A 15,974-nucleotide genomic window follows, 5' to 3' on the forward strand; every position below is an offset into this window, starting at 1 on the left:
GCGTCAGAATCGCTGGTCTACCCGGAGGAGCGGCTGCCAGCGGCTTGAGGATTTCGATTGCACGGACGGGGACGGTCCGGGGCCGAACGTAGCTATTTGCCGCTGGCGGCCGACGATCGGGTATGCGAAAACCCGGAACCGAACCGAGCGACGGGGGCGAAGACTCCCGCGTCGGCGACGACTCCCGCGTCGGCGGCGTCGACGCCCTCGACGAGGCGGTCCCGCGGGACGAGATTCCGGACGGGGTCCCCGGCGAGTCGCGCGCTGTGGAGACGAACGGCGTCCGGCTTCACGCCGTCGAGGCCGGGCCCGAAGACGGGAAGCTCCTCGTCTTGCTGCACGGGTTCCCCGAGTTCTGGTACGGGTGGCACGAGACGCTCGCGACGCTCGCGAACGCGGGCTACCGAGTCGTCGTCCCGGACCAGCGCGGGTACAACTGCTCCGAGAAGCCGCCCACCGTTCGCCAGTACCGGATCGGTGAACTCGCCCGAGACATCGTCGGACTCATTGACGCGTACGGGCGCGAGACCGCGGCGGTCGCCGGCCACGACTGGGGCGCAGCCGTCGGGTGGTGGATCGCGCTCCACCACGCCGAGCGCGTCTCGGAGTTCGTCGCGGTCAACGTCCCGCACCCGACCGTCTTCGAGCGCGAGCTTCGCGGCTCGTGGGACCAGCGGCTCAAGAGCTGGTACGTCCTCGCGTTCCAGCTTCCGAGGGTGCCCGAGGCCGTCGCCCGCGCCGGGAACTGGCGGCTCGCCGTGCGCGGTCTCCGCGAGTCGAGTTCGCCCGGTACCTTCGACGACGAGGACTTCAGGCGGTACCGCCGGGCGTGGGGCCGCGACGGCGCGTTCGAGGCGATGGTGAACTGGTACCGGGCGATCGCCCGCGAGCGCCCCTCGCCCGAACGGACCGCGGTCGAGGTCCCGACGCTCGTGATCTGGGGCGCGAACGACCGGTTTCTCGCTAGACGGATGGCTGGGCGGAGCGTCGAGCACTGCGCCGACGGCCGGCTCCTCACGCTGGAGACGGCGACCCACTGGGTCGTCCACGAGGAGCCGCACCGCGTCGCCGAGGCGATCGCCGACCACGCCGACCCGCTGCCGCCCGGCGCGCGCGAATGATTTAGGTGTCGTCGCCGCAGACTGACGGCCATGACGCTTGACCGATACGCCGACGCCGTCGACGACTTGCGTCCGGAGCCGGGCGCGGTCCAGACGGCCGAGTTGGTCGTCACCGACGACGTGCTCGTGAAGGCGTTCGTCCTCGGCCCAGACGCCGCGATCGACCCGCACGAACATGCCGACGCGACGAACGTCTTCCACGTGATCGAAGGAGAACCGACCGTGATCCGGGGTGACGACGCCGAACCACTCGCGGCCCCCGCGGTGGTCTCGAACGAACGCGGCGTCGCACACGGGCTCCGAAACGAGACCGATGAGCGCGCCGTGGTCACGGCGAGCCTCTGTCCGCTCCCCTGATGGTTGCCGAGATCGACCCCGACGACCTCGCCTCGCTGCCCGAGGCCGAGCGGCGGGAGACCCGGATAGTCGACATCCGCGACCGGCGGGCGTTCGACCGGGGACACATCCCCGGCAGCGAGTGTCTCCCCTTCCCGGAGCTGTCGACCCGGATCGCGGAGCTCGCGGGCGCATCGCGTATCGTCACCGTCTGTCCCCACGGGATCGCCAGCCAGCAGGCCGCACGGCTGATCGGGAGCTACGCCGACGCGCAGGACGCGCGCGTCGAGAGCCTCCGCGGCGGGATCGAGGCCTGGGAGGGAAGCGGCGGCGAACTCGTCGCCACGTCGAGCGAGGACACCGACGACGACACTCGTGGTGACGGCACCGACGAGGGCCCCGACGCGCCCTTCTGACTCGCTAAACGCGCCTTCTCACCCGCCCGGAGCGTCCTTTTCCCGCCAAACGCGTTCAGATCGCGTGGACCCGCGCGGTCCAGAAATCGCGGAACGCGTCTTCGAGAGCCTCTTTCGGACTTCCCGTCGCGTCGGAGACGTCGGTGACGTCGGCGTGCTCGCGGACCCGACCGAGGACGCTTCGTTCGCCGACGACGACGACTCGGTCGACGTCGCGTGCGCCGTTTGCACTCCCGTCCGCGTGCGCCGCGATCGCGTCGGTCGCGTCGTCGAGGTGCTCGTCGATCTGACCTTCGCGGCGGCGCTCGAACCGACCCTGAGAGAACCCTCCCTTCGAGTGTGCCGACTTCACCTCGGAGGTGAACCCCTCGAAGTCGACGCGCTCGCCGTCCTCGTACACGCCGAGCCCGAAGGTGTCGGAGCGGACCACCGCGAAGACGACTCGCCCGGTCGGTCGGAACCACGGCGGTTCCAGCCGGAACCGGTCGTCCCACCGGTCGAAGGCCGCCGGCTCGATGGGCGGCGTGATCGCGGCGCTCACCGCGCCCGTGTCGTCGGCGAGCACCACGGCCGGGGCGGCCCGCCGCACCAGCGCGGTCCGGTCCCCGAACCAGTCTGAGACGCTCTCCGGGACGGCGTTACCGTCGGGGACGAACGCCGTGAGGAGCCCCTCGCGGTCGTCGCTTTCCACCGCGCGGAGCCGGTCGAGCGCGTCGTCGAGGCGCGCGCCGCGAGCGTCGCTCACGCGCCGGAAGTCGACGGCGGCCTCGTCTCCGCCGGTTCGCTCCAACCGCTCTTCCAGCGATTCGATCCGGTGTTCGAGTTCGTTGACGCGCTCTTCGGCGCGCTGGCGGTCGGCGACGGCGTCGGAGCGCCGCTCCTCTTCGGCCTCGGCGCGGCGTTCGAGGTGGCGGTTCGCCTCTTCGAGCTCCGCGATCCGCTCTTTGAGCTCGGCGCGACCGAGCAGCCGGTCTATCATACCGAGTTCGGGACGCCCGACGACCTAAAAGGTGCGTCCGTCAGGGGCGACGCACCGAGCGGAGTCTCGACCGCGCTCGCGCGGTTCCGGCCGGGGGCGTCCCCGCGGCGCCGCACCGCCGAGAGGGAAGCGATTAGTCGACGCCGTGGAAAGGGCGCGTATGGATCCGACGGAGCCGACCGAGACCACGAGCGCGTTCCGCGGGCTGGAGAGCCGCGCGTCGGGACGCGTCCACGAGACGGCCGACCCGACGACCGTTCCGGACGACGAGCAGGCGCGGGGGCTCGACCCCGCCTACGACTATGACGCGGTCGACCCCGAGACGCTGCTGGCGGCGGCGCGCGACGGCCCCGACGGAGTCGGTCGCGGCCACTGGCGCTTCGACGCCCTGCTCCCGTTCCCGGCCGACGAGGCGCTCTCGGCGGGCGAGGGAGCGACGCCGCTCGTACCGACCGAGCGGCTCGCCGACGAGCTCGACGTCGGCGCGGTGTACGTCAAAGACGAGGGACGGAATCCCACCGGCACCGTGCTCGACCGCGGGCTCTCCGTCGCGCTCACCGCCGTCGCGGGGCGGGCGGCAGCGGGCGCGGACGTGGAGCCGCTCGCGTGCGCGAGCCCCGGGAACGCCGGGCAGTCGATGGCGGCGTACGCGGGCCGAGCGGATCTCCGGTCGTACGCGTTCGTCCCCTCGCGCTGCGCGTTCTCGAACAAGGCGATGACGAACGTCCACGGCGGCGACATGCGCGTGGTCGGCGGGCGGTTCCCGGACGCCGCAGGGGCGGTCGACGACCAGCTGGAGACGGAGTACACCGACCTCGGCGAGTTCGCGACGCCGTACCGCCACGACGGGGTGAAGACGCTCGCGTTCGAACTCGTCGCGGACCTCGGCGAGGCCCCCGACGTCGTCGTCGTCCCGACCGGTACCGGCGAGGTTCTCGCCGGCGTGTACAAGGGATTCCGCGAGCTGGAGCGGGTCGGCGCGATCGACGGAGTCCCGAAGATAGTCGCCGCGCAGGCGGCCGGCTGCGCGCCGATCGCGGCCGCGATCGAGCGCGACCTCGACGAGCCGGAACCGTGGGAGACGCCCGACACGATCTGCGGCGAGCTGGAGATCGCCGACCCGGCTGGCGGGGCGGCCGCGGTCGAGGCGGTCCGGGAGAGCGGCGGGACGGCGGTCGCCGTCGAAGACGAGGATGTGCTCGCGAGCGCGGTGGCGGTCGCCCAGAACGAGGTGATGGAGATGGGCGCGACCGGCGGTGCCGCGCCCGCCGGCGCGTGGGCGCTCGCCGAGGACGGGTTCTTCGACGGAACGGAGACGGTCGTCCTCGTCAACAGCGACGCGGGACTCAAGACACCGGACGTGTTACGCAGCCACCTGATGGGCCAGGGAATTTAAGTACCGATCGGCGCGGGCCGGCGCGGGGAACCGTTTTTACGTCATCCCGCATACGTTCGAGTATGTACGTCCGCGACGCCAAGAACCGTGACGAGGCGTGGTTACTGGACGCGATCGAGCGGCTCGGACTCGACGACGTGGCCTTCCGATCGCGGGACTACGTGATCGCGGTCGATCAGGACTCGGGCGACCGCGCGGGGTTCGGTCGACTCCGGCTCCACCGCGGTGACGACGACGAGGCGGACCGGATCGAACTCACGGGTATCGGCGTGCTCCCCGAGTGGCGCGGCCGCGGCGTCGGCGCGCACGTGGTCGAGCGGCTCGTCGACACCGCCGACGCCGAGGGGTTCGAGACGGTGTACGTGCTCACCGACCAGCCCGAGTACCTGACGCAGTTCGGCTTCGAGCGCGTCGACACCGACGAACTCCCGCCCGCGCTCTCCGACCGGCTGACGGAGAAGCGGGAGTTCCTCGGCGGCGGGGTCGTCGGCCTGCGACTCCCGGTCGAGGACTTCGAGATGCCGGACCGGTTCCGGGAGGCGTTCAAGGCCGCCGAGCCGGCAGACACCGCGGACGACGACGCGGTGGAGTCGCCGGAGGACTTCGGGATCGACCCCGACTCGGCCACCTACAAGTACGACACCGGTCGGTGAGGCGGGCGGGGTCGCGACAGCCGACCGTCCCCGCCGACGCCGAACACAGCCTTCAATACGCCGGTCCCCGGAGCTACGGCCAGTGACGACGGATCTCACCGCGGTGCTGTTCGGCGACCCGTTCGCCGTGATGAACACGATCGGCCTGATCGCGTTCGCGCTCGTCGGATCGACCAAGGCGATCCGCGAGGAGTTCGACCTGTTCGGCGTCGCGGTCGTCGGGCTCGCCATGGCGTTCGTCGGGGGCGTCACGCGCGACCTCCTCGTGACGCGCGTGCCGCTGGCGTTGCAGTCGCCGATCGAGATCGGGATCGGACTGCTCGGCGTCGGCTTCGCGGTCGCACTGCGCGTCGTGCTCGCGTCGCCGGACACCCATCCGATAACGGTCGTCTCGGACGCGATCGGCCTCGGCGCGTTCGCCACGACCGGGGCGATCGTCGCGACCGGCGCTGGCGTGTCGGCGTTTGGCGTCGTCGCCGTCGCGACGATCAACGCGGTCGGCGGCGGCGCGTTCGCCGATATCCTCCTCGACCGGTCCCCGTTCATCCTCTTCGACGACTTCTACGCGAGCTGCGCGGTGTTGGGCGGCGGGGCGTACTGGCTCGTGGCAGCCGCCGGGCTTCCGGGGAGCACCGCCGCCGCGGCGTGTGCGGCGGTGACCGTCGGGACGCGGCTGGCCGCGGTCGCGTACGGCTGGGAACTCCCGACGATACAGGCGTTGGGGCTCGCGAGCCGGTGACCTACTCGATCGGCTCCCGTCCGCCGACGGACGGCAGAGTTATCGCCGTACCGCCCGACTCACCACCACATGGACGACCTGATCGCGGCCGCCCGCGACGCGCTCCGCGACGCGCACGTCCCGTACTCAGAGTACCGCGTCGGTGCCGCGCTTCGGACCGCCGACGGCGCCGTGTATACGGGCTGTAACATCGAGAACGCCAACTACTCCAACAGCCTCCACGCCGAGGAGGTCGCCGTCGCGGAGGCGGTGAAGAACGGCCACCGAGAGTTCGATCGGATCGCCGTCTCCTCCGGGGTTCGCGACGGCGTCACGCCCTGCGGGATGTGCCGACAGACGCTCACCGAGTTCGCCGCCGCCGACCTCGTCGTCGTCTGTGACGAGGGCGACGGCGAGACCAGCGAGTACGCCCTCGGCGAGCTGCTGCCGAACACGATACACGAGGGAACGCTCGACGACGCGCGGGAGGCCTGACAGACGAGAGATCAGCGCTCCGGCGACGAGCCGTGACGAGCCGCGACCGATCGCGTACCAATCCCAACCAGCCGTTTCAGTCGCCATGCGAGGCGGAACTGCTTTTAAACGCCTCTCCGAAGGTCGAGGACATGACCGACGAGACCGCCGCGGACGCGACCGGCGACAGCGACGATCCCGCCGACGAGGTGCAGTACCACGTCGAGGTGGGACCGGACGACGTCGCCGACGCCGTCCTCCTCCCGGGCAACCCCGAACGCGTCGACAAGATAACCGCGCTGTGGGACGAGGCCGAGGAGGTCGCACGCCACCGCGAGTACCGCACCGCGACCGGCAGCTACGACGGCACATCGATATCCGTGACGTCCACCGGGATCGGCTCGCCCTCCGCCGCCATCGCCGTCGAGGAACTCGCGCGCGTCGGCGTCGATACCTTCGTTCGCGTCGGCTCGTGCGGCGCGATCCAGCCGGGCATGGAGGTCGGAGACCTCGTTATCACGACCGGCGCGGTCAGACAGGAGGGGACGAGCGACGAGTACGTCCGGGAGGACTACCCGGCCGCGGCCGACGGCGAGGTCGTCTCCGCGCTCGTCGCCGCCGCCGAGCGGCTCGGGCACGAGTATCACACCGGCGTCACGATGAGTGCCGATTCCTTTTACGCCGGACAGGGCCGCCCCGGCTTCGAGGGGTTCGAGGCGGCCGGCTCGGACACGCTGGTCGCGGAGCTGCGGGACGCGAACGTGAAGAACATCGAGATGGAGGCGTCGGCGATCCTCACTATCGCGAGCGTCTACGGGCTCCGCGCGGGCGCGGTCTGCTCCGTCTACGCCAACCGGATCACCGGCGAGTTCCGGACCGAGGGCGAGTCGCGCGCGGCCGAGACCGCGAGTCTCGCGGTGAAACTCCTCGCGCGCATGGACGCGGTCAAACGCGAGGCCGGCGCGGACCGCTGGCACGCCGGACTTTCGCTGTAGTCGATCGAATCGCGACCGTTCCAAAGCGACTTTACCCGCGCGCGCCGGACTGGCGGGCATGACTACACAGATCGTCGTCGTCGGGTCCGGGTACGCCGGCGCAGGCGCGGTGAAGGCGTTCGAGGACGAGGTCGGCGAGGGCGAGGCCGAACTCACGTGGATCTCGGAACACGACTACCACCTCGTGCTCCACGAGGTCCACCGCGCGATCCGCACCCCTGCGGTCGAAGACAAGATCTCGATCCCGGTCGACGAGATCAAATCGCCCGAGTCGGAGTTCGTGCAGGGCCGCGTCGTCGACGTCGACGTCGACGAGCGCGTCGTCGAAACCGACGACGGAACGACGGTCGACTACGATTACCTCCTCCTGGCCGTCGGCTCGACGACGGCCTTCTTCGGCATCGAGGGACTAGAAGAGAACGCCCACCAGCTGAAGGGCCTCGACGACGCGAAGGCGATCCACGAGGACGTCCGCTCGGCCGCCGCGGAGGCGACGCGTTCCGATCCGGTCGAAGTCATCGTCGGCGGTGCGGGTCTCTCGGGCATCCAGACCGCCGGCGAGATCGCCGAGTACCGCGATAAACACCGCGCGCCGATAGAGATCAAACTGGTCGAGGGACTCGACGAGATCTTCCCCGGCAACGACCCGCAGATCCAGGGCGCTCTCCGTCAGCGGATCGAAGACGCCGACATCGAGATCCTCACCGGCGACTTCATCTCGAAGGCCGACGAGGACGCCGTCTACCTCGGCGGCGGCGAGGACGAAGAGCCCGAGGAACTGGGGTACGACGTGCTGATCTGGACCGGCGGCATCACCGGGCAGCCGGAGATCGAAGACGTCGACGTCGAGAAGGACGAGCGGTCACACCGCGTCCACGCCGGCTCCGATTTCACCACCAGCGACGACCGCGTGTTCGCCATCGGCGACACCGCGTTAGTCGAGCAGGGCGACGACGACGTGGCCCCGCCGACCGCGCAGGCCGCCTGGCAGGCCGCAGAGGTCGCCGGCGAGAACCTCGCGCGCGCCGCCCGCGGCGCGCCCCTCAAGTCGTGGACCCACGAGGACAAAGGCACCGTCATCTCCGTCGGCGAGGAGGCCGTCGCACACGACGTGATGGGGATGCCGATAAAGACGTTCGGCGGCACGCCCGCGAAGCTCCTCAAGAAGGCCATCGCCACGCGCTGGATCGCCAAGGTCTCCTCGACCGGACGCGGCGTCAGCGCGTTCGGCGACATGTGATCGGAAGGAAATAACGCGAGCGGCAGACCGCGCGACGCGGGCCGACTTTTTGCGGCGTGTGCGTTCACGGAAGCGGACGAGCGACGGGTTCGTCGGCGAACGACGAGCATGCGCTGTGCGTCTGGAACTGCCGAAACGAGAGGGTCTCAACGCGTGCTCACACGCGTGCGGTCGATGAACTTGGAGTCGCGTTCGGCAGGGAGATGTCTCGCTCCGCGATCAGTGTTCGGCGGGCTCGTCCGGCGCGCGCATGTCGTCGATGCGGAGGATGAGGATATTCGCCGTGTCGTCTTTCCCGTCGACGGTGCCGTCGATGACGAGCTTCGAGAGCGGCGTCGGGCCGACGGTGACGGAGTCGCCGTCGTGGAACTCGCGGACGGATCCCTGCACGTGGATCTCGGCGCGACACAGCTCCGGGTGGTGGACGCTGGAGAGGTCGATCCCGTCGACGTTGACGCCGGTCAGCTCCTCGCCCTCGTGGAAGATCGGTACGTCTGCGGGCTCGTCCATCCGCTGGATGTCGAGCGCCTCGTACGCGTTCGAAGTGGGCTTGTAGCCGCCTTTCGGTCCCGGTACACCCTCGACCAGCTGGAGGGCTTTCAGGCTCTGCATCTGGTTGCGGATCGTCCCAGGGTTACGGTCGACCTCCTCGGCGATCGCTTCGCCCTTGACGGCGTCTTCCTGTTCCCCGTACAGGTTGATGAGAGCCGAGAGGATGCTCTTCTGACTCGACGTGAGTTCGATCGATGACATACGAGCGAATACAGGTCGGTCCCGCTTAAATGCGATGGAACCCCGTTATAAAAACCCGTACGCTGCACTAGCGTTTCCGCCGTCTGCGGAGCCGGAGGTACGCGATCGGACTCGACAGCGCGACCACGACGCCGACGCCGACGAGCGCCAGTCCGAGGTCAGCGGCGAACAGCGACGCCGCGGCCCCGACGAGTCCGATCACGGCCCCGGTGAACGCGACGACGATCAGCCCCGCTATCGGGGTGATAGTCGACGGATCGATATCGGTCGGGTCGAACTCGGCGGGACCGGGGTCGGCGGAACTCCCTCCGGAATCGCTCATACTCCGAGTTCGGCGCGCAGAATGAAAACGATGGGCGGTTCGGTGAGACCGGACTCGACGGTCGCCACGTCGACGATCGCGCTCTCGGCGACCTCGTTTCGCCCGTCGAACCCGGCCATTCAAGCGGCGGCACGTCCCGCGTGTGGGTATGTCTACAGTCAGGATCATCGGCGCGCCGACCGACTACGGCGCGAACCGACGCGGCGTCGACATGGGACCGTCCGCCATCCGGTACGCCGGACTCGCCGACCAGTTGGCGAGCGCGGGGGTCGAACCGGTCGACGCCGGGGATCTCGCGGTTCCGCGCGCAGAGGAGCGAGACCCGGACGCGGACGCCCCGAGCGAGTGGAACGCGAAGTTCCTTCGCGAGACGGCGGACGTCTGCAGCCGCCTCGCCGAGGAGGTGAGCGAAACGCTCGCCGCCGGAAACGTGCCGCTCGCGCTCGGCGGCGACCACTCGATCGCGATCGGTTCGCTCGTCGGATCGGCGCGAGACGCCGATATCGGCGCGGTGTGGTTCGACGCTCACGCCGACCTCAACACGCCGGAGACAACGCCCTCGGGGAACGTTCACGGGATGCCGCTCGCGGCCGCGCTCGGGATCGGCGCGTTCGCCGACATCGAGTGGGCGAACGCGCCCCGCCTCTCGCCGGAGAACGTCGCGCTCGTCGGGCTGCGCTCCGTCGACGGCGCGGAGGCTGACCTCCTCCGCGAGCGCGAGTTCTCGGTTTACACGATGTCCGACATCGACGAACGAGGGATCACGGACGTCGCCGAGGAGGCGATGGCGACGGCCGCCGCGGGCGTCGACGGGGTCCACGTCAGCCTCGATCTCGACTGGCTCGACCCCAACGAGGCTCCCGGAGTGGGGACGCCCGTCCGCGGCGGCGTCACCTACCGAGAGGCCCACAGCGCGATGGAGATCGTCGACGAGACGGATTCCCTCCGGTCGATGGAACTCGTCGAGGTGAATCCCACGCTCGATCAGCACAACGAGACGGCTGCGCTCGCGACGGAACTCGCGGCGAGCGCGTTCGGAAAGCGGGTGCTGTGAGCGTCGGAAACGGGTCGACTCACTTCGTGTGGTCCAACTGCTCGATGACGCTCTGGAGATCGGCCTCTCCTTCGATGTCGCGTTTGATCTCCTCGCGGCGGCGGACGGCAGCGGAATCGGCGTCGTACGCTCGGACGAACTCGGCGCGGGTGTGCTCGTCGAACACGTGTCGGATCGCGAAGTAGCCGTCGGGGACGATCGTTCCGCACACCTTACACTCGTGGCGCTGGTGGCCGTTCGTCTGGTGGACGATGGCCGATTCCACGTCGTCGAAGGCGGCGTCGCAGCCGTCGATGCCGCACGTCCAGCGGGGCATACCCATGTGGTCGCCGCCGAGGGGGATTAACCGTTTCCCCCGACGGCTGGCTACCGCCCTCGTCGGCGGCGGACGCGACCGCGGCGCGGTCGGCATCGGATGGCCGTCGAACGATACGCCTTTGCTCGGTGATACTCATCCTTCACTCGTGACCAGACCGAGAACGCGCGTCGACGCACACGTGAAGGTGCTCGACGACGACGTCGCGACCCTCGCGAAGGAGCGAGGGATCGACGCGCTCGTGTACGCGCCGCACTTCACCCGCCTGCCGACGATCCGAGACCGCGCGGCTCGGTACTCCGACGACGACCTCACCGTCGTTCCCGCGAGGGAGGTGTTCACCGGCGACTGGGGGAACCGCCGACACGTCCTCGCGATCGGCTTATCCGAGCCCGTCCCCGATTACATCACCTTCGAGGCGGCGATGGCCGAGTTCGAGAGACAGGACGCGGCCGTGCTCGTTCCGCATCCCGGGTTCGCGACCATCTCGCTCACCCGGCCGGAGATCGCCGCCCACGCCGACAGGCTCGCCGCGGTGGAGACGTACAACACGAAGCTGCTCCCGCATCAGAACGCGCGAACTCGGCGGATCGCAGAGGCGACGGGCCAGCCGGGGTTCGGCTCGTCGTACGCCCACCTGCGCGGCACTGTCGGCGAGGCGTGGACCGAGTTCGAGGCGGCCCTCGACGGCGTTGACGATATCGTCGACGCCTTCCGCACCGGGCTGTCGCGGACGGTGGTGCACCGCGGCGGAGCGGCACATCAGCTCCGCGGGTTCGTCGAGTTCGCGCACCTCGCGTACGAGAACACGTGGGAGAAACTCGACCGACTGTTCCTGTCCGGAGACGAGCCGACGCTCCCGACGAACGTCGCCTACGAGGGACGGTTCACCGACGTGAGCGTCTACTCCGGCACGCTGTCCGATTACCGCCCGAAATGAGGTAGGTTGGGCGACCCGGAACGCTCGTCGTCGGTGAGTTACTTCGACTGGGGAGTCACTTCGACTGGGGAGCCACTTCGACCGATGGACCGATTCGATCGATCAGAGTCCGAGCCCGGCCGCGGCCTCGGAGGCGGCCGACAGATCGAGATCGAGGGTGACCACGTAGGTGTGGAGCGCCCAGAAGATCGCGAGTTCGACCGCGGTGACGATCACGGTGACGAGGTCGGCGTACTTGCTGCTCGTCGTCACGCCCGACGGCAGTCCGTACTCCGCGTCCGACAGCGGGTGGAACAGCGCGATGCCGCGCCTGCTCCCGACCACGTCGAGCACGTAGTGTGTCACCACGCCGATCCAGACGTACTGGAGGTTCCCGAAGACGAGCGGATACGCGAGGAAAATCCCGAGGACGGGCAGGCTGTGGAGCGTTTTGCGGTGGCGACCGAAGGCGGTGTCGACGTCGGGGAACAGCGCGCCCAACACGATCGGAACGGTGATCTGGGCGGTGGTCCGTACCGTGGCCGCGTCGAGTCCGGGTTCGATAACGACTCCGAGTCCGAGCGCGAGCAAGAGGGCGTTGAGAACGTGGCCGCGTTTGTTCATATCCCGCGGTCGGCGGGACCGTAAGTGAAGCCACCGGATCGGATCCGTCAGGGGCGGTCACGTCGGCGGTCGTGGCCGGTCCCGCCCACCGGTGACGTGTCTCGACTCGATCGCGAAGTTACATGTAGCCGAGGTCGCGCAGGCGCTCCATCAGGTCTTCTTTGTCCTGGGCGCGGCCGGCGCGTTCGGTCGTGTCTTCGAGGTTCTGGAGCCACGCGGGCTCCTCGGTCGTCTTCTCCGTGCTGACTTCGCTGCCGAGCGAGCGGAACCCGGCGAAGTACTTCGGCGAGATAGGGATGTCTTCCTGCGTGACGCCCTCCGGCAGGTCGTCGTCGGCCTGCGGGACGTACCCCTCGTCCGGGAACGCCTCGACGGTGTCCGGCACCACGTACCCCCAGAACGCCTCCCACACGTCGGCCTCGGCGAACTGCAGGATGGGCTGGATGCGGTCGTGCGGCGGGAACAGGTCGGGGTCGTGTCGCGGCGAGAAGAACGTCTCGTCGGCGCGGGCCTCCTGTTCGTCCCAGCGAACTCCCGAGATCACGCCGTCGATGTCGTACTCTTCTAAAGCGTCGTTGAGCGCGACCGTCTTCAGCAGGTGGTTGCCCACATAGGTGTCGAGCAGGAACGGGAACGTCTCCTCCTCGAACTCCAGAATCTCGCGGATGTGGTGCTGGTTGTGCTCGGAGAGCGCGTCGACGGGAATGTCGTCGCCCGGCTCTAACCCGTGCTCGTCGACGTACGCGCCCACGTCGTCGTTGCGCGCGTACACCAGCTCGATATCCCACTCGTCGGCCCAGTGCTCGACGAAGTCCGTGATGTCGTCGAAGTGTTGGTAGTGGTCGATGAACACCGCGGTCGGCTTCTCGTAGCCGTACTCCTCGGCCACTTGGTTGATGAAGTACAGCGTCAGCGTGGAGTCCTTCCCGCCCGTCCACATCACGGCCGGGTTGTCGTACTGCTCTAACCCGCGGCGCGTGACCTCGATCGCCTTCTCGATTTTGTGCTGCAGAGACGGGTAGTCAGACGGGTCCTCACCCTCGCCGTCCGCGTAGTCGACGTCGACGCTCGCCGGGAAGTCATCGCTCATACGCCGTATATCTCTCCGCCGAGGTGAATAGGCCTTCTGAATCGGCCGCGATTGCCACTCGACTGTGACGACGGCGGGAGTCGCCACGGCTCCGGGTCGGCGGCGGCGTTCGCTGCTGCTCCGAGTCTCCGGCCGTTACTGCCGGATCGCCGGCGACGCGGCGTGAATCGCCAGAACACAAGCGATATGTCGGCGGAAGCGGAGTTTCGAGTATGGGACTGTTCGATCGGATCCGGGGCGACGACGACGAGCGGGTCGTCTTCCTCGGGATCGACGGCGTACCGCTCGACCTCGTCGAGGATCACCCCGACGTCTTCGAGAACCTGACTGACATCGCCGAGACGGGCTCGGCGGGGCGATTGGAGAGCATCGTTCCGCCGGAGTCGAGCGCGTGCTGGCCCAGCCTCACAACCGGCGTCAACCCCGGCGAAACGGGGGTGTACGGCTTTCAAGACCGTGAGGTCGACTCCTACGAAACGTACGTACCGATGGGGCAACACGTGAAGGCCACCCGACTGTGGGACCGCGTCACCGACGCGGGTCGCGACGCGACCGTGCTCAACGTCCCGGTCACGTTCCCTCCCTCGACGCGGATCCAGCGACAGGTGTCCGGATTCCTCTCGCCCGACCTCGAGTCCGCGTCGAGCGACGAGTCCGTCCGCGAGGTACTCGACGGGCTCGGCTACCGGATCGACGTCAACGCCAAACTCGGGCACGACGACGACAAGACGGCGTTCATCGAGAACGCTCACGAGACCCTCGACGCCCGCTACGAGGCCTTCTCGCACTACCTCGCCGAGGACGACTGGGACCTGTTTTTCGGCGTCTTCATGAGCACCGACCGGGTGAACCACTTCCTGTTCGGCGACTACGCGACCGACGGCGAGTACAAAGCAGAGTTCCTGGAGTTCTACCGGACGCTCGACGAGTACATCGGCGAAATCCGCGACTCGCTCGACGACGATACCACCCTGCTCGTCGCCTCCGACCACGGCTTCACTCGACTCGAGTGGGAGGTGAACTGCAACCAGTTCCTCGCCGAGGAGGGGTGGCTCACCTACGACGGCGACGACCACGACGCGCTCGCGGACATCGGCGACGACGCCCGCGCCTACTCCCTGATCCCCGGCCGGTTTTACCTCAATCTGGAGGGACGCGAGCCGAACGGATCGGTCCCCCAGTCCGAGTACGAGGCGACGCGCGAGGAACTCATCGACGATCTCGAGTCGCTCACCGGGCCGGACGGCCGACGGGTCTGCAAGCGGATCGTGAAAGGCGAGACCGTCTTCGACGGCGACCACGACGGGATCGCGCCCGACCTCGTCGTCATTCCCGCTGACGGCTTCGACCTCAAGTCTGGCTTCTCCGGGAAACCGGCCGTCTTCACCGAAGGCCCTCGTAACGGGATGCACAAGTTCGAGAACTCGCTTCTGTACGCGACCGAGTCCGACCTCGATATCGCGGACGCGAACCTCTTCGACGTGACGCCGACGATCCTCGATCTCATGGACGTCGACGTCGACGACGCGCTCGACGGCGAGAGCCTACTGGCGTAGCCGGCGCGAGCGAGTCCGATACCCGTCGCGTCGCTGTCGGCGGTCAAGCGTCCGGTCTCGCCAGACCGTCCCGTTCGCACCGACGCGACCGCTACCCCGATTCCGAGATCGACCGGTAGAACGCGACCGAGTAGGTCCCGTAGAACGCCCCGATGAGCCCGACGACGACGAGATACACCAAGACGCCGACGACGGCGATCACGGGCGACAGCGTCGGGAGCAGCTCGGCCACCGGGCTGCCCGGCGTCCCGCCGCCGAACGCCAGCGCCGCGACGGTCGACGAGACCGCGGCGATGCCGCCGAAGACGGTCCCGCCGACGAGGAGGAGCACGGTGTACCCGAAGACGCCGAGCAGATTGTGCCGGACGAGTCCGGCGCTGCGGCGGAACCCGGCGACCAGATCGGTCCCATCGAGGACGACCGCGTGCGCGTAAAACTGCACGAAGAACGTCACGAGGAAGTACACGAGCAGGAGTCCGACTCCGACGAGCGCAGCGGCGGCGAGGACGGCGGGGTCGGCACCGAATCCGCCCGTTCCCGTCGCGGCACCGCCCGCGCCCGCCCCCGTCGACACCGTGTTCCCGGCCTCCGCGCTCCCCGTCGAGGTGTACGCGCCACCGAGGAGGACGGCCATGCCTCCGAAGAAGGCGAGGAAGCCGAACGCGAAGTTCAACGCGAGGAGCACGAGGTATCCGAGCAGCAGGGAGACGTAGTGTTCCTTCCCGACGCTGACGAAGGTTCCGAGCCGAGTCCGCCCGGCGACCGCCTCGTCGGCCATACCCAGGAAGCCGCCCTGCGCGAAGGGGAGGAGGAGGACGAACACCCCGAACATCGTGATCGAGACGGCGAAAGAGAGCACCGGCCGCGAGGGCGGCACGAAAAGGCTCGGAAGCTGTGCGACGGCGAACAGCGCCGCGACGACGACGAGTATCGGGTTGCGAGCGATGCCACCGACTGCGGGACGCAGCGATTGGAGGGCCGCCATACGTGGCGACACAGAACGCTAATATAT

At 68.7% G+C, this 15,974-nt stretch carries 20 protein-coding genes; 12 read left to right on the plus strand and 8 right to left on the minus strand.

Annotation, left to right across the window (positions count from 1 at the left end; translation table 11 throughout):
* Positions 1-122: 122 nt before the first annotated feature.
* The 3 genes from ACZ45C_RS10985 to ACZ45C_RS10995 are packed head-to-tail and all read left to right on the plus strand — an operon-like array spanning position 123 to position 1,873.
* Complete coding sequence (locus ACZ45C_RS10985) at positions 123-1,121, plus strand: alpha/beta fold hydrolase (RefSeq protein ID WP_460562665.1); 999 nt, start codon at positions 123-125, stop codon at positions 1,119-1,121.
* 30 nt (positions 1,122-1,151) lie between these two features.
* Positions 1,152-1,478: a cupin domain-containing protein gene (locus ACZ45C_RS10990; RefSeq protein WP_460562664.1), complete on the plus strand. Its 327-nt coding sequence runs from the start codon at positions 1,152-1,154 to the stop codon at positions 1,476-1,478.
* Positions 1,478-1,873, plus strand: a complete 396-nt coding sequence (locus ACZ45C_RS10995; protein WP_460562663.1) for a rhodanese-like domain-containing protein — start codon at positions 1,478-1,480, stop codon at positions 1,871-1,873. The genes ACZ45C_RS10990 and ACZ45C_RS10995 overlap by 1 nt, the downstream gene beginning before the upstream one ends.
* Positions 1,874-1,928: 55 nt before the next feature.
* Here ACZ45C_RS10995 and ACZ45C_RS11000 read toward each other — a convergent pair whose 3' ends face one another.
* Positions 1,929-2,852: a Vms1/Ankzf1 family peptidyl-tRNA hydrolase gene (locus ACZ45C_RS11000; RefSeq protein ID WP_460562662.1), complete on the minus strand. Its 924-nt coding sequence runs from the start codon at positions 2,850-2,852 to the stop codon at positions 1,929-1,931.
* Positions 2,853-3,012: 160 nt separating this feature from the next.
* Between ACZ45C_RS11000 and ACZ45C_RS11005 the strand changes: the two genes are divergently transcribed.
* The 6 genes from ACZ45C_RS11005 (at position 3,013) to ACZ45C_RS11030 (ending at position 8,328) form a co-directional block, all read left to right on the plus strand.
* Positions 3,013-4,248: a pyridoxal-phosphate dependent enzyme gene (locus ACZ45C_RS11005; protein WP_460562661.1), complete on the plus strand. Its 1,236-nt coding sequence runs from the start codon at positions 3,013-3,015 to the stop codon at positions 4,246-4,248.
* Positions 4,249-4,310: 62 nt separating this feature from the next.
* Positions 4,311-4,901: a GNAT family N-acetyltransferase gene (locus ACZ45C_RS11010; RefSeq protein WP_460562660.1), complete on the plus strand. Its 591-nt coding sequence runs from the start codon at positions 4,311-4,313 to the stop codon at positions 4,899-4,901.
* A 130-nt stretch (positions 4,902-5,031) separates the two neighbouring features.
* Entirely contained in the window at positions 5,032-5,640 is a 609-nt protein-coding gene (locus ACZ45C_RS11015) for a trimeric intracellular cation channel family protein (RefSeq protein WP_460562708.1), read from the plus strand.
* Between the two features lie 69 nt (positions 5,641-5,709).
* Positions 5,710-6,114, plus strand: coding sequence for a cytidine deaminase (gene cdd / locus ACZ45C_RS11020; RefSeq protein ID WP_460562659.1), 405 nt, complete (start codon positions 5,710-5,712; stop codon positions 6,112-6,114).
* A gap of 131 nt (positions 6,115-6,245) precedes the next feature.
* A complete protein-coding gene (locus ACZ45C_RS11025; protein ID WP_460562658.1) occupies positions 6,246-7,088 on the plus strand; it encodes a nucleoside phosphorylase in 843 nt (280 codons plus the stop codon).
* Positions 7,089-7,146: 58 nt separating this feature from the next.
* Positions 7,147-8,328, plus strand: a complete 1,182-nt coding sequence (locus tag ACZ45C_RS11030; protein ID WP_460562657.1) for an NAD(P)/FAD-dependent oxidoreductase — start codon at positions 7,147-7,149, stop codon at positions 8,326-8,328.
* Between the two features lie 219 nt (positions 8,329-8,547).
* Here ACZ45C_RS11030 and ACZ45C_RS11035 read toward each other — a convergent pair whose 3' ends face one another.
* From ACZ45C_RS11035 to ACZ45C_RS11045, 3 genes are all read right to left on the minus strand, one after another.
* Positions 8,548-9,081: an Rrf2 family transcriptional regulator gene (locus tag ACZ45C_RS11035; protein WP_460562656.1), complete on the minus strand. Its 534-nt coding sequence runs from the start codon at positions 9,079-9,081 to the stop codon at positions 8,548-8,550.
* A gap of 67 nt (positions 9,082-9,148) precedes the next feature.
* Complete coding sequence (locus ACZ45C_RS11040; RefSeq protein ID WP_460562655.1) at positions 9,149-9,403, minus strand: hypothetical protein; 255 nt, start codon at positions 9,401-9,403, stop codon at positions 9,149-9,151.
* A complete protein-coding gene (locus ACZ45C_RS11045) occupies positions 9,400-9,522 on the minus strand; it encodes a hypothetical protein (RefSeq protein ID WP_460562654.1) in 123 nt (40 codons plus the stop codon). The genes ACZ45C_RS11040 and ACZ45C_RS11045 overlap by 4 nt, the downstream gene beginning before the upstream one ends.
* 29 nt (positions 9,523-9,551) lie before the next feature.
* On the opposite strand from ACZ45C_RS11045, the gene rocF reads away from it, so the two are divergent.
* The gene (gene rocF / locus ACZ45C_RS11050) at positions 9,552-10,457 is read left to right on the plus strand and encodes an arginase (protein ID WP_460562653.1); all 906 of its coding nucleotides are present in this window, start codon (positions 9,552-9,554) and stop codon (positions 10,455-10,457) included.
* 19 nt (positions 10,458-10,476) lie between these two features.
* Here the strand turns inward: rocF and ACZ45C_RS11055 are convergent, their stop codons facing one another.
* Entirely contained in the window at positions 10,477-10,773 is a 297-nt protein-coding gene (locus ACZ45C_RS11055) for a DUF7565 family protein (RefSeq protein ID WP_460562652.1), read from the minus strand.
* Between the two features lie 148 nt (positions 10,774-10,921).
* Between ACZ45C_RS11055 and ACZ45C_RS11060 the strand changes: the two genes are divergently transcribed.
* Positions 10,922-11,713 carry a PHP-associated domain-containing protein gene (locus tag ACZ45C_RS11060; RefSeq protein ID WP_460562651.1) on the plus strand — a complete coding sequence of 264 codons (792 nt, stop codon included), beginning with the start codon at positions 10,922-10,924 and terminating at the stop codon, positions 11,711-11,713.
* Positions 11,714-11,815: 102 nt separating this feature from the next.
* Here the strand turns inward: ACZ45C_RS11060 and ACZ45C_RS11065 are convergent, their stop codons facing one another.
* Together ACZ45C_RS11065 and ACZ45C_RS11070 are read right to left on the minus strand one after the other, a co-directional pair.
* On the minus strand, positions 11,816-12,316 hold the full coding sequence (locus ACZ45C_RS11065) for a metal-dependent hydrolase (RefSeq protein ID WP_460562650.1): 501 nt from the start codon (positions 12,314-12,316) through the stop codon (positions 11,816-11,818).
* Positions 12,317-12,434: 118 nt separating this feature from the next.
* A complete protein-coding gene (locus ACZ45C_RS11070; protein ID WP_460562649.1) occupies positions 12,435-13,406 on the minus strand; it encodes a phosphoadenosine phosphosulfate reductase family protein in 972 nt (323 codons plus the stop codon).
* Between the two features lie 212 nt (positions 13,407-13,618).
* Here ACZ45C_RS11070 and ACZ45C_RS11075 point away from each other — a divergent pair, with 212 nt between their 5' ends.
* The gene (locus ACZ45C_RS11075; protein ID WP_460562648.1) at positions 13,619-14,962 is read left to right on the plus strand and encodes an alkaline phosphatase family protein; all 1,344 of its coding nucleotides are present in this window, start codon (positions 13,619-13,621) and stop codon (positions 14,960-14,962) included.
* Between the two features lie 91 nt (positions 14,963-15,053).
* On the opposite strand, the gene ACZ45C_RS11080 is transcribed toward ACZ45C_RS11075, so the two are convergent.
* Entirely contained in the window at positions 15,054-15,947 is an 894-nt protein-coding gene (locus ACZ45C_RS11080; protein WP_460562647.1) for a DUF7847 domain-containing protein, read from the minus strand.
* Positions 15,948-15,974 lie beyond the last annotated feature (27 nt).

It is taken from the genome of Halorubrum pallidum, assembly GCF_055380345.1.

What these genes read in the sequence shown, in the direction of transcription:
- ACZ45C_RS11025 (WP_460562658.1), top strand. Translation starts at nt 6,246, where the DNA reads ATGACCGACGAGACCGCCGCGGACGCGACCGGCGACAGCGACGATCCC.
- ACZ45C_RS11030 (WP_460562657.1), top strand. Translation starts at nt 7,147, where the DNA reads ATGACTACACAGATCGTCGTCGTCGGGTCCGGGTACGCCGGCGCAGGC.
- ACZ45C_RS11035 (WP_460562656.1), bottom strand. Translation starts at nt 9,081, where the DNA reads ATGTCATCGATCGAACTCACGTCGAGTCAGAAGAGCATCCTCTCGGCT.
- ACZ45C_RS11040 (WP_460562655.1), bottom strand. Translation starts at nt 9,403, where the DNA reads ATGAGCGATTCCGGAGGGAGTTCCGCCGACCCCGGTCCCGCCGAGTTC.
- rocF (WP_460562653.1), top strand. Translation starts at nt 9,552, where the DNA reads ATGTCTACAGTCAGGATCATCGGCGCGCCGACCGACTACGGCGCGAAC.
- ACZ45C_RS11015 (WP_460562708.1), top strand. Translation starts at nt 5,032, where the DNA reads ATGAACACGATCGGCCTGATCGCGTTCGCGCTCGTCGGATCGACCAAG.
- ACZ45C_RS10990 (WP_460562664.1), top strand. Translation starts at nt 1,152, where the DNA reads ATGACGCTTGACCGATACGCCGACGCCGTCGACGACTTGCGTCCGGAG.
- ACZ45C_RS11055 (WP_460562652.1), bottom strand. Translation starts at nt 10,773, where the DNA reads ATGCCCCGCTGGACGTGCGGCATCGACGGCTGCGACGCCGCCTTCGAC.
- ACZ45C_RS10985 (WP_460562665.1), top strand. Translation starts at nt 123, where the DNA reads ATGCGAAAACCCGGAACCGAACCGAGCGACGGGGGCGAAGACTCCCGC.
- ACZ45C_RS11075 (WP_460562648.1), top strand. Translation starts at nt 13,619, where the DNA reads ATGGGACTGTTCGATCGGATCCGGGGCGACGACGACGAGCGGGTCGTC.
- ACZ45C_RS11000 (WP_460562662.1), bottom strand. Translation starts at nt 2,852, where the DNA reads ATGATAGACCGGCTGCTCGGTCGCGCCGAGCTCAAAGAGCGGATCGCG.
- ACZ45C_RS11070 (WP_460562649.1), bottom strand. Translation starts at nt 13,406, where the DNA reads ATGAGCGATGACTTCCCGGCGAGCGTCGACGTCGACTACGCGGACGGC.
- ACZ45C_RS11080 (WP_460562647.1), bottom strand. Translation starts at nt 15,947, where the DNA reads ATGGCGGCCCTCCAATCGCTGCGTCCCGCAGTCGGTGGCATCGCTCGC.
- cdd (WP_460562659.1), top strand. Translation starts at nt 5,710, where the DNA reads ATGGACGACCTGATCGCGGCCGCCCGCGACGCGCTCCGCGACGCGCAC.
- ACZ45C_RS11065 (WP_460562650.1), bottom strand. Translation starts at nt 12,316, where the DNA reads ATGAACAAACGCGGCCACGTTCTCAACGCCCTCTTGCTCGCGCTCGGA.
- ACZ45C_RS11005 (WP_460562661.1), top strand. Translation starts at nt 3,013, where the DNA reads ATGGATCCGACGGAGCCGACCGAGACCACGAGCGCGTTCCGCGGGCTG.
- ACZ45C_RS11010 (WP_460562660.1), top strand. Translation starts at nt 4,311, where the DNA reads ATGTACGTCCGCGACGCCAAGAACCGTGACGAGGCGTGGTTACTGGAC.
- ACZ45C_RS10995 (WP_460562663.1), top strand. Translation starts at nt 1,478, where the DNA reads ATGGTTGCCGAGATCGACCCCGACGACCTCGCCTCGCTGCCCGAGGCC.
- ACZ45C_RS11045 (WP_460562654.1), bottom strand. Translation starts at nt 9,522, where the DNA reads ATGGCCGGGTTCGACGGGCGAAACGAGGTCGCCGAGAGCGCGATCGTC.